The 11364-nt window shown below is 71.7% G+C and carries 10 protein-coding genes; all 10 read right to left on the bottom strand.

Features of this window, described 5'->3' with window-relative positions:
• Positions 1 to 35: 35 nt before the first annotated feature.
• Positions 36 to 698 (bottom strand): response regulator transcription factor, encoded by a 663-nt coding sequence (locus AB0N76_RS18915; RefSeq protein ID WP_363558521.1) that lies wholly within the window; start codon positions 696 to 698, stop codon positions 36 to 38.
• Positions 699 to 821: 123 nt separating this feature from the next.
• Positions 822 to 1832 carry a polyprenyl synthetase family protein gene (locus tag AB0N76_RS18920; protein WP_363558523.1) on the bottom strand — a complete coding sequence of 337 codons (1011 nt, stop codon included), beginning with the start codon at positions 1830 to 1832 and terminating at the stop codon, positions 822 to 824.
• Between the two features lie 233 nt (positions 1833 to 2065).
• On the bottom strand, positions 2066 to 3703 hold the full coding sequence (gene nuoN / locus AB0N76_RS18925) for an NADH-quinone oxidoreductase subunit NuoN (RefSeq protein WP_363558525.1): 1638 nt from the start codon (positions 3701 to 3703) through the stop codon (positions 2066 to 2068).
• A complete protein-coding gene (locus tag AB0N76_RS18930) occupies positions 3700 to 5352 on the bottom strand; it encodes an NADH-quinone oxidoreductase subunit M (protein ID WP_363558527.1) in 1653 nt (550 codons plus the stop codon). Before AB0N76_RS18930 ends, nuoN begins: the two co-directional genes overlap by 4 nt.
• Before the next feature lie 37 nt (positions 5353 to 5389).
• Entirely contained in the window at positions 5390 to 7285 is a 1896-nt protein-coding gene (gene nuoL / locus AB0N76_RS18935; RefSeq protein WP_363558529.1) for an NADH-quinone oxidoreductase subunit L, read from the bottom strand.
• A 13-nt stretch (positions 7286 to 7298) separates the two neighbouring features.
• Entirely contained in the window at positions 7299 to 7598 is a 300-nt protein-coding gene (gene nuoK, locus AB0N76_RS18940; RefSeq protein ID WP_363558531.1) for an NADH-quinone oxidoreductase subunit NuoK, read from the bottom strand.
• Positions 7595 to 8494, bottom strand: coding sequence for an NADH-quinone oxidoreductase subunit J (locus AB0N76_RS18945; protein ID WP_363558533.1), 900 nt, complete (start codon positions 8492 to 8494; stop codon positions 7595 to 7597). Before AB0N76_RS18945 ends, nuoK begins: the two co-directional genes overlap by 4 nt.
• Positions 8491 to 9093, bottom strand: a complete 603-nt coding sequence (gene nuoI / locus AB0N76_RS18950) for an NADH-quinone oxidoreductase subunit NuoI (RefSeq protein WP_363558535.1) — start codon at positions 9091 to 9093, stop codon at positions 8491 to 8493. Before nuoI ends, AB0N76_RS18945 begins: the two co-directional genes overlap by 4 nt.
• A gap of 6 nt (positions 9094 to 9099) precedes the next feature.
• Positions 9100 to 10458 (bottom strand): NADH-quinone oxidoreductase subunit NuoH, encoded by a 1359-nt coding sequence (gene nuoH / locus AB0N76_RS18955; RefSeq protein WP_363558537.1) that lies wholly within the window; start codon positions 10456 to 10458, stop codon positions 9100 to 9102.
• A partial coding sequence (locus AB0N76_RS18960) for a molybdopterin-dependent oxidoreductase (protein ID WP_363558539.1) occupies positions 10455 to 11364 on the bottom strand: 910 nt, incomplete at its 5' end. The genes AB0N76_RS18960 and nuoH, both read right to left, overlap by 4 nt.

Genomic DNA, 11364 nt, shown 5'->3' on the forward strand with positions numbered 1-11364 from the left:
AACGCCCGTCGGGAGGCGGTCCGGCGGCGAGCCGTTCAGGAATTCAGATAAGTGAGCACGGCGAGCACCCGGCGGTGGTCCCCGGCGCTCGGCGAGAGCCCCAGCTTGAGGAAGATGTTGCTCACGTGCTTCTCCACCGCGCCCTCGGAGACCACCAGCTGCTTGGCCACCGCGGTGTTGGTCCGCCCCTCCGCCATCAGCCCCAGCACCTCGCGCTCGCGCGGGGTCAGCCCGGCCAGCACGTCGCCCTTGCGGCTGCGGCTGAGCAGCTGCTGGACCACCTCCGGGTCCAGCGCGGTGCCGCCCCCGGCGACCCGGACCACCGCGTCCACGAACTCGCGGACCTCGGCGACCCGGTCCTTCAGCAGGTAGCCGACGCCCCGGGTGGATCCGGCCAGCAGTTCCGAGGCGTACCGCTCCTCGACGAACTGCGACAGCACCAGGACGCCCAGCTCCGGGTAGCGGCCGCGGAGCGTCACGCAGGCGCGCAGGCCCTCGTCGGTGTGGCTGGGCGGCATCCGCACATCGGAGACCACCACGTCCGGCAGCTCGCCGGCGGCGGCCAGGTCGTGGATGGTCTTGATCAGCGCCTCGCCGTCGCCCACCCCGGCCACGACCTCCAGGCCCCGGTCGGTGAGCAGCCGGGTCAGGCCCTCCCGCAGCAGTACGGAGTCCTCGGCGATGACGACGCGAAGCATGGCGGCCTTCCGGATGGGCGGAGCGCGGACACGGTGCTGACGCTGTCAGTCTCCCCCATGCCGCGCGCCCCGGAGCGGCCGGGCGGCACTTCGCGCCGACCGCCGCCCGGGCCCGTCCGGGCCTCACATGGTGCGGATGGCCACCGAGTCGCAGAGCGCCTGGAGCGCCTCCTTCGCCGCGCCGTCCGGCAGCGGGTCGAGCATCGCGCGGGCCTCCTCGGCGTGCCGCAGGGTCTCCCGGCGGGCGTGCTCCAGCGCCGGGTGGCGGCGCAGCAGGCGCAGCGCCTCGGCGTGCAGTGCGTCGTCGGCGAGGTCCTGGCGGAGCAGCTCGCGCAGCCGGGTGTCCTCCGGGTCGGACGGGTCGGCGGGCATCTGCCGCAGCAGCAGCGTCGGCAGCGTCTCGACGCCCTCGCGCAGGTCGGTGCCGGGGGTCTTGCCGGACTCGTCGCCGTCGCTGGCGATGTCGAGCACGTCGTCGGCCAGCTGGAAGGCGATGCCGATCCGCTCGCCGTAGGCGCTGAGGATGTCGATCACCCACGGCTCGGCGCCGGCCGCCAGTGCTCCTATCCGGCAGGAGACGGCGATCAGCGAGCCGGTCTTGCCGGCCAGCACGTTCAGGTAGTGGTCGAGCGGGTCGTCGTCCGGGCCCGGACCGGCGGTCTCCAGGATCTGGCCGGTGACCAGCCGCTCGAACGCGTCGGCCTGCAGCCGGACGGCCTCCGGGCCGAGGTCGGCGAGCACCTGGGAGGCGCGGGAGAAGAGGAAGTCGCCGGTCAGGATGGCGACCGAGTTGTCCCAGCGCGAGTTGGCGCTGGGGGCGCCCCGGCGCACCGGAGCCTCGTCCATGACGTCGTCGTGGTACAGCGTGGCGAGGTGGGTCAGCTCGACGACCACCGCCGCCGGCACCACGCCGGGCGCGTTGGAGTCGCCGAACCGGGCGGCGAGCAGCACCAGCAGCGGGCGGAAGCGCTTGCCCCCCGCGGCCATCAAGTGGCTGGCGGTGACGGTGATGAACGGGACGTCGCTCTTCACGGCCTCGGCGAGCGCGTTCTCCACCGCGTCCATCCCGGCCTGGACGTCGCGGGTCAGATCGCGGTCCTGCACGCTGAGCCCAAAGGGTCCCACGACGGTCACGAAGACCACTCCTCTGTCCCTGGTCGATCTAGCGGCCTGGTCCCTGAGTGCCGCCGCTGGCCATACAGGCAGGGTATCCGGTCGCGAGTGGATCACTGCACGGGCGTGCGGGTCTGTCATGCCCGGGGCGTCGGCGCTGGCCAGCGGGGATGCCGGTACGCCGCGTCCGGGCCGCGCGCGGGGGCGCGGCCCGGACGGTCGGCGGGCGGTTCCGGCGGGCGGCCGGCGGGCGGTCAGCCGACGAAGAACACGGCCTTGGAGGCCAGGTCCAGGAAGTACTGCGGCAGCAGCCCGAGTCCGATCGTGACCAGCACCCCGATCCCGATCGCGGTCGCCGTGAAGGCGCTCGGGATGGCCACGGTCGGCCCGCCCGGCTGCGGGTCGGAGAAGAACATCAGCACGATGACCCGGATGTAGAAGAACGCCGCCACGGCCGAGCTGAGCACGCCGACGATCACCAGCGGGGTGGCCCCGCCGGCCGCCGCGGCCTGGAAGACCGCGAACTTGCCGGTGAACCCGGAGGTGAGCGGGATGCCCGCGAAGGCCAGCAGGAAGAGCGCGAACACCGCCGCGACCAGCGGGGAGCGCCGGCCCAGACCGGCCCAGCTGGACAGGTGGGTGGCCTCGCCCTTGGAGTCGCGCACCAGGGTGACCACGGCGAAGGCGCCGAGCGTCACGAAGGAGTACGCCAGCAGGTAGAACAGCACCGAGCCGACGCCCTGGCGGTTGCTGGCGATCACGCCGGTGAGGATGAACCCGGCGTGCGCGATCGAGGAGTAGGCGAGCAGCCGCTTCACGTCCTGCTGGGTGACGGCCAGCACCGCGCCGACCACCATGGTGAGGATCGCCACACCCCACAGCACCGGCCGCCAGTCCAGCCGCAGCGCCGGGAAGGCGACGTAGAACAGCCGGAGCACGGCGCCGAACGCGGCCACCTTGGTCGCCGCCGCCATGAAGCCGGTGACCGGGGTCGGCGCGCCCTGGTAGACGTCCGGGGTCCAGGCGTGGAACGGCACCGCGCCGACCTTGAAGAGCAGGCCGACCGTCAGCATCGCCAGGCCGATCAGCAGCAGGGCGTCGTTCTGGGTGGACGAGGCCAGCGCCGGGGGCATCAGCACGTTGCCGGAGATGACGTCCGCGATCTCGCCGAGCCGCACGGTGCCCGCGAAGCCGTACAGCAGCGCGGTGCCGAACAGGAAGAACGCCGAGGCGAAGGCGCCGAGCAGGAAGTACTTGACCGCCGCCTCCTGGGAGAGCAGCCGGCGGCGCCGGGCCAGCGCGCAGAGCAGGTACAGCGGGAGGGAGAAAACCTCCAGCGCGACGAACATGGTCAGCAGGTCGTTGGCGGCGGGGAACAGCAGCATCCCGCCGACCGCGAACAGGGTGAGCGGGAAGACCTCGCTGGTGGTGAGGCCGGCCCGGATCGCGCCGCGCTCCTGCTCGCCGCCGGGGGTGGCGGCGGCCTGGGCGGCGAACGCGTCGGCCGGTTCGCCGCCGGCCTTGGGCTCCAGCCGGCGTTCGGCGTAGGTCAGCACCGCGACCACCGAGACCAGCAGGATCACGCCCTGGAGGAACAGTGTCGGGCCGTCCAGGGCGACCGAACCCATCGCGGTCACCTCGGCCTTGGTGGTCCCGTAGCCCTGCGCGGCGAGCACCACCACGGCGGTGAACGCGCCGGCCAGGCCGGTCAGGGCGAGCACCACCTGGGCCCGGTGCCGGTACCGCCGGGGCAGGAAGGCCTCCAGCAGGATGCCGACCACGGCGGCGCCGAACACCACCAGCATCGGCGAGAGTTGGCCGTACTCGATGTGCGGCGCGGGGATGCTCTGGGTGCCGCCGCCGGCGGCGGCGAGAGTTCCGGTGGTGCTCACTCGTGCTCACCTCCTGAGCGGGTGGAGCCGTCCTGGACGGCGGCGACCGGGTGGGCCGGTGCCGGGTCGGTCTGGTGGACCTGCGAGAGGGTCGCGTCCACCGCCGGGTTGACGATGTCGGTGAGCGGCTTGGGGTAGACGCCGAGCAGCAGGGTCAGCGCCACCAGCGGGGCGACCACGGCGAGTTCGCGGGCCTTGAGGTCGGGCATCCCGGTCACCTCGGCCTTGACCGGTCCGGTCATGGTGCGCTGGTACAGCAGCAGCGCGTACAGCGCGGCGAGCACGATGCCGAAGGTGGCGACGATGCCGACCGCCGGGTACCGGCTGAAGGTGCCGACCAGAACGAGGAACTCGCTGACGAACGGCGCCAGTCCGGGCAGCGAGAGGGTGGCCAGGCCGCCGATCAGGAAGGTCCCGGCGAGCACCGGGGCGACCTTCTGCACGCCGCCGTAGTCGGCGATCAGCCGGGAGCCGCGGCGGGAGATCAGGAAGCCGGCCACCAGCATCCACGCGGCGGTGGAGATGCCGTGGTTGACCATGTAGAGGGTGGCTCCGCTCTGGCCCTGGCTGGTCAGCGCGAAGATGCCCATGATGATGAAGCCGAAGTGCGAGATCGAGGCGTAGGCGACCAGCCGCTTGATGTCCTTCTGGCCGATCGCCAGCAGCGCGCCGTAGATGATCCCGATCACCGAGAGGACCATGATCGCCGGGGCGAAGGTCTTCGAGGCGTCCGGGAAGAGCCCGAGGCAGAACCGGAGCATCGCGAAGGTGCCGACCTTGTCGACCACGGCGGTGATCAGGACGGCGGTGCCGGCGGTGGCCTCGCCCATCGCGTTCGGCAGCCAGGTGTGCAGCGGCCAGAGCGGGGCCTTGACGGCGAAGGCGAAGAAGAAGCCGAGGAACAGCGCCTTCTCGGCGGTGCCGCTGAGCTGGAGCCGGCCCTCGGCGACCGCCGAGGTCAGCGTCTGGAGGTCGAAGGTGCCGACGCCCTGGTCCTGCGCGATCACGTACAGGCCGATCACGGCGGCCAGCATGACCAGGCCGCCGAGCAGGTTGTAGAGCAGGAACTTGACCGCCGCGTAGGAGCGCTGGCGGGCCGACTCGGGGCCGCCCGCCCGGTCTCCGAAGCCGCCGATGAGGAAGTACATCGGGATCAGCATGGCTTCGAAGAAGACGTAGAAGAGGAAGACGTCGGTGGCGTAGAAGGAGACGATCACCATCGCCTCCACCGCCAGGATCAGGGCGAAGAAGCCCTGGGTGCGGCGGCGCCCCTCAAGAGTGTCACCGTCGAAGGTCCCCTCCGGGGTGACGGCGGCCGGGTCGGCGTCGTGCCAGGAGGCGAGCAGCACGATCGGCACCAGGACGGCGGTGAGCAGCGCGAGCACCGCGCCGATGCCGTCCACGCCGAGCGAGAAGGTGATGCCGAAGGAGCGGATCCAGCTGTACGACTCGGTCAGCTGGTAGCGCGCGCCGTCCGGGTCGACCTTCGAGGTCACCGCGCCGGCCAGCGCCAGGGTGACCGCGGAGACGGCCAGTGCGACGATCTTGGTGGTCCGCCGCCGGCTCTCGGTGGACCCGGCGGGCAGCGCGGCGGTGAGCACCGCGCCGGCCGCCGGGACGGCACAGGTGGCGGTGAGCAGGGCACTCATGCCTCGACCTCCCGACCGCGGGTGTGATGGGGATTCATCAGACGGACCTCATCAGGAGAGTCGTGGCGACCAGCACCAGCGTGCCGCCGAACATGGAGAGCGCGTACGACCGGACGTAGCCGTTCTGGATCCGCCGCAGCCGGCCGGAGAGGCCGCCGATGGTCGCGGCCAGGCCGTTGACCAGGCCGTCCAGGCCGCGGCTGTCGAAGTAGACCAGCGCGGCGGTGAGCGCCGAGCCGGGGCGGACCAGGACGGCGTGGTTGAAGTCGTCCTGGAGGAGGTCCCGGCGGGCGGCCCGGGTGAGCGGGGAGCCGTACGGCGGCACGACCGGGACGGCGGAGCGGCCGTACACCAGGTACGAGAGCGCGACGCCGGCCAGCATGCAGGCACTGGTGAGCAGGGTGACCACCAGCGGGGCGAGCGGGGAGTTCCCCTCGTCGTGGCCGGTGACCGGCTCCAGCCAGGTGAGGAAGGAGTCGTTGAAGGCGAAGATCCCGCCGGCGAAGACCGAGCCGACCGCCAGCAGCACCATCGGCACCGTCATGGTGCTCGGCGACTCGTGCGGGTGCGGGTCGTTGCCCTGGGCGTCCGGCTGCCAGCGCTTCTCGCCGAAGAAGGTCAGGATCATCACCCGGGTCATGTAGAACGCGGTGACGGCCGCGCCGGTGAGCGCGCAGAGGCCGAGGATCCAGCCCTCGGTGCCGCCCTTGGCGAACGCCGCCTCGATGATCTTGTCCTTGGAGAAGAAGCCGGACAGGCCCGGGAAGCCGATGATGGCCAGGTAGCCGAGGCCGAAGGTGACGAAGGTGACCGGCATGTACTTCCGCAGGCCGCCGTAGTGGCGCATGTTCACCTCGTCGTTCATGCCGTGCATGACCGACCCGGCGCCGAGGAACAGCCCGGCCTTGAAGAAGCCGTGGGTCACCAGGTGCATGATCGCGAAGGCGTAGCCGATCGGGCCGAGGCCGGCCGCGAGGATCATGTAGCCGATCTGCGACATGGTCGAGCCGGCCAGCGCCTTCTTGATGTCGTCCTTGGCGCACCCGACGATCGCACCGAAGAGCAGGGTGACCGCGCCGACCACCACGACGGCGGTCTGCGCGTCCGGCGCCAGGTTGAAGATCGCCCCGGAGCGGGTGATCAGGTAGACGCCGGCGGTCACCATGGTGGCCGCGTGGATCAGCGCGGAGACCGGGGTCGGGCCCTCCATCGCGTCCCCGAGCCAGGACTGCAGCGGCACCTGGGCGGACTTGCCGCAGGCGGCGAGCAGCAGCATCAGGCCGATCGCGGTCAGCTTGCCCTCGCTCGCCTGACCGGCGCCGCCGAGGACCGGCTCGAAGGCGAAGGAGCCGAACTCGACGAACATCAGCATGATCGCGATGGACAGGCCCATGTCGCCGACGCGGTTGACGATGAACGCCTTCTTCGCGGCGGTGGCGGCGCTCGGCTTGTGCTGCCAGAAGCCGATCAGCAGGTACGAGGCGAGGCCGACGCCCTCCCAGCCGAAGTACAGCAGCAGGTAGTTGTCGGCGACCACCAGCAGCAGCATCGCCGCCAGGAAGAGGTTCAGATAGGCGAAGAAGCGGCGCCGGCGCTCGTCGTGCGCCATGTAGCCGACCGAGTAGAGGTGGATGAGGGTGCCGACGCCGGTGATCAGCAGGACGAAGGTCATCGAGAGCTGGTCGAGCCGGAACGAGATGTCGGCCTGGAAGCCGTTCACCGGGATCCAGCTGAACAGGTGCTCGCCGATGGCGCGTTCCTCGGGGTCCCGGCCCAGCATGGACGAGAACAGCGCGAGGCCGAAGCCGAAGGAGAGCGCGGCGAGCGCGGTCGCCAGCCAGTGGCCGAACCGGTCGAACGCCCGGCCGCCGAGCAGCAGCAGGGCGGCGCCGGCCAGCGGGGCGGCGACCAGCAGCGGAATGAGAGAGTTCACCGAGGTCCTCCGCCTACAGCTTCATCAGGTTGCTGTCGTCGACCGAAGCGGAGTGCCTGGTCCGGAAGATCGAGACGATGATGGCGAGGCCGACCACGACCTCGGCCGCCGCCACCACCATCGTGAAGAACGCCATGATCTGGCCGTCCAGGTTGCCGTGCAGCCGGGAGAAGGTGACCAGCGCCAGGTTCGAGGCGTTCAGCATCAGCTCCACGCACATGAACAGGACGATCGCGTTCCGCCGGATCAGCACGCCGGAGGCGCCGATGGTGAACAACAGGGCGGAGAGATAGAGGTAGTTGACCGGATTCACTCCGCCCCCTCCTCGTCGTGGTGGTTGGCGGGGACCGGCTCCAGCGGCTTGCGCGGGCCGGTCACCGGCGGACGCGCGGACGGCGGGCGGCCGAGCCAGTCGGCGGTGGTGGACTCCAGCTCGGCCATCCGGGCCAGCATCTCGTGGCTGACGTCGCGGAGCTGGCCGCGCTCGCGCAGCGTCTCCATGACCGAGTCCTCGGCGATCGTGCCGTCCGGCAGCAGGGCCGCGATGTTCACCCCGTTGTGCCGGGCGTAGACGCCGGGCGCGGGCAGCGGCGGCAGCTGCAGGTTGTCCCGGACCCGCTGGGCGGCCAGCTCGCGCTGGGTCTTCGGGGCCGTCACGTGCTCGCGGTGGGTCAGCACCATGGCGCCGATCGCGGCGGTGATCAGCAGCGCGCCGGTGACCTCGAAGGCCCAGACGTACTTGGTGAAGATCAGCCGGGCCAGGCCCTGCACATTGCCCTCGGCGTTGGCCTCGCCGAGGCCCGCGAAGGTGTCCAGCCGGGCGTTGGCGATCCCGGCGACCAGCAGCACGCCGAAGCCGAGGCCGCAGAGCACAGCGGCGAACCGCTGGCCCTTCAGCTGCTCCTTCAGCGAGTCCGCGCTGGTCACGCCGACCAGCATCACCACGAACAGGAACAGCATCATGATCGCGCCGGTGTAGACGACGATCTGCACCACGCCCAGGAAGACCGCGCCCTGGGCCATGTAACAGACCGCCAGGGCGAGCATGGTGGCGGCCAGGCAGAGCGCGCTGTGCACCGCCTTCTTCATCAGCAGCATGCCGAGCGCGCCGCCGACGGCGACCACCGCGAGCACCCAGAACTGGACGGCCTCCCCGGTGGAGGCGGCACCGGTGACGCCGGCGGCGAGGGCGGCGGGGGCGGCCGTCACGACTGCGCCTCCTTCTCCCGGTCGGTGGGCTCCTGCCGGACCGTCCCGGGCGCCGCCGCGGTGATCTCGCCCCGGTAGTACGCGCCCTCGTCGGCGCCCGGGAAGATCGAGTGCGGGCTGTCGACCATCCCCTCGGAGAGCCCGACCAGCAGCTGCTCCTTGGTGAAGATGAGGTCCTGGCGGGAGGAGTCGGCGAGCTCGTACTCGTTGGTCATGGTGAGCGCCCGGGTCGGGCAGGCCTCGATGCACAGGCCGCACAGGATGCAGCGGGCGTAGTTGATCTGGTACACCGCGCCGTACCGCTCACCGGGCGAGTAGCGCTCCTCCTCCCGGTTGTCCGCGCCCTCGACGTAGATCGCGTCGGCCGGGCAGGCCCAGGCGCACAGCTCGCAGCCGACGCACTTCTCCAGGCCGTCCGGGTGCCGGTTCAGCTGGTGGCGGCCGTGGAAGCGCGGGGCGGTGGGCTTCTTCTGCTCCGGGTACTGCTCGGTGAGCCGCTTCTTGAACATGGCCTTGAAGGTCACGCCGAAGCCGGCGGCCGGTCCGAGGATGGACGGCTTCTCGGCCCGTTCGGGCCGGTCGTTCTGTTCGGACGACATCTCGGTTCAGCTCCCTTCGGAATGGTCGGCCCCGTTGAGGGCGTCCTGGAGTTGCTTCGGGGCGCGGCTGGGCCGGCGCGGGACCGGCGGGAGCTGCTGACCGGGCAGCGGCGGCACCGGGTACCCGCCCGCCATCGGGTCGAACTCCGCGCTCGGCGCCTCGGCCTCGGGTTCCTTCCGGTGCTTCAGCGCGTCCCGCAGCAGGCCGATCAGCAGCAGCGCGCCGACCGGGGCGCCCACGTACAGCACCACCTCGCCGAAGCCGTAGCCCTCGTTGCGCAGCGCCCGGACGCTGGCCACCATCACCAGCCAGACCAGCGAGACCGGGATCAGCACCTTCCAGCCGATCTTCATGAACTGGTCGTAGCGGAACCGGGGCAGGGTGGCGCGCAGCCAGACGAAGCCGAACAGCAGCAGCCAGATCTTGGCGGTGAGCCAGAGCATCGGCCACCAGCCGTGGTTGGCGCCCTCCCAGAAGGCCGACACCGGCCAGGGGGCCCGCCAGCCGCCCAGGAACAGGGTGGAGGCGACCGCCGAGACGGTGACCATGTTGACGTACTCGGCCAGCATGAACATCGCGAACTTCAGCGAGGAGTACTCGGTGTTGAAGCCGCCGACCAGCTCGCCCTCGGCCTCCGGGAGGTCGAACGGCGCCCGGTTGGTCTCACCGATCATCGCCACCACGTAGACGATGAACGACACCGGCAGCAGCACCGCGAACCAGGTCGGCTGCTGCGAGGCGACGATCTCCGAGGTGGACATCGAGCCGGAGTAGATGAACACCGCCGCGAAGGACAGGCCCATCGCGATCTCGTAGCTGATCATCTGGGCCGAGGAGCGCAGCCCGCCGAGCAGCGGGTAGGTCGAGCCGGACGACCAGCCGGCCAGCACGATGCCGTAGATCCCGACCGAGGCGGTGGCCAGGATGTACAGCAGCGCCACCGGGAAGTCGGTCAGCTGCAGCGGCGTCCGGGTGCCGAACACCGACACCTCGTCGCCGGCCGGACCGAACGGGATCACCGCGAAGGCCATGAAGGCCGGGATCGCGCAGACGATCGGCGCCAGCACGTAGACCGCCTTGTCGGCGCCCTTGACCACCAGGTCTTCCTTGAGCGCCAGCTTCACGCCGTCCGCGAGCGACTGCAGCAGGCCCCACGGGCCGTTCCGGTTGGGCCCGATGCGCAGTTGCATCCAGGCCACCACCTTGCGCTCGAAGATGATCGCCACGAGCACCGTGCCGACCAGGAACGCGAAGCAGAAGACCGCCTTGAGCAGCACCAGCCACCAGGGGTCGCGGCCGAAGAAGCCGAGCGTCTCGTACGCGGCGAGGTCGTACCCGGCGAGCGGGTGCGAGGTCGGGGTCACTTCTCCTCCTCCTCGGGCCCGCCGGCCTCCGCGAGCGCGGTGGCGTCCGCGGCGGCGATGGTGACCAGGTGGCCGGTGGTGGTGCCGAGCGCGCGGTGGGCGCCGCCCGGGGTGGAGTTGAGCGGGATCCAGACCGTGCGGTCCGGCATCTCCTTGGTGAGCTCCAGCGGCAGGGTGAGCGAGCCGGCCGGGCCGGTCAGCCGCAGCGCGGCCGCCCCGGCGGCGCCGATCTCCTCGGCGGTGGTCGGCGAGATCCGGGCGACCGCCGGGTGCCGGGTGCCCGCCAGGTGCGGATCGCCCTGCTGGAGCGAGCCCCGGTCGAGCAGCAGCCGCCAGCCGGCCAGCACCGCCTGGCCGGTGGCCGGCCGGGGCAGCAGGCCCGGGTGGGCGGCCGGGGCGGCCGGCCGGTCGCCGGTCCAGGGGGTGAACCGGTCCAGCTCCAGCCGGGCGGCGCGGACGTCGGGCAGGCCGAGCCGGTGGCCCAGCGCGTCGGCGAGCATGTTCAGCACCCGCAGGTCCGGGTACAGGTGCCGGCCCATCTGCTGGTCGGGCTTGAGCGCGGCCTCGAACATCCGCACCCGGCCCTCCCAGTCCAGGAAGGTGCCGGCCTTCTCGGCGACCGCGGCGACCGGCAGCACCACGTCGGCGTGCGCGGTGACGGCGGACGGGCGCAGCTCCAGCGAGACCACGAACGGGACGGCGGCCAGCGCCTCCTCGGCGAGCGCCGGGTCCGGCAGGTCGTCCGGGTCGACGCCGCCGACCAGCAGCGCGTCCAGGTCGCCGTGGGCGGCCGCGGCCAGCATCTGCTCGGTGTCCCGGCCCAGCCGGGCGGGGAGTTCGCCGACGCCCCAGGCGGCGGCGGCCTCGGCCCGGGCGGCCGGGGCGGCGACCGCCCGGTCGCCGCCC

The organism is Kitasatospora sp. NPDC093806, assembly GCF_040683335.1.
Classification (GTDB): domain Bacteria; phylum Actinomycetota; class Actinomycetes; order Streptomycetales; family Streptomycetaceae; genus Kitasatospora.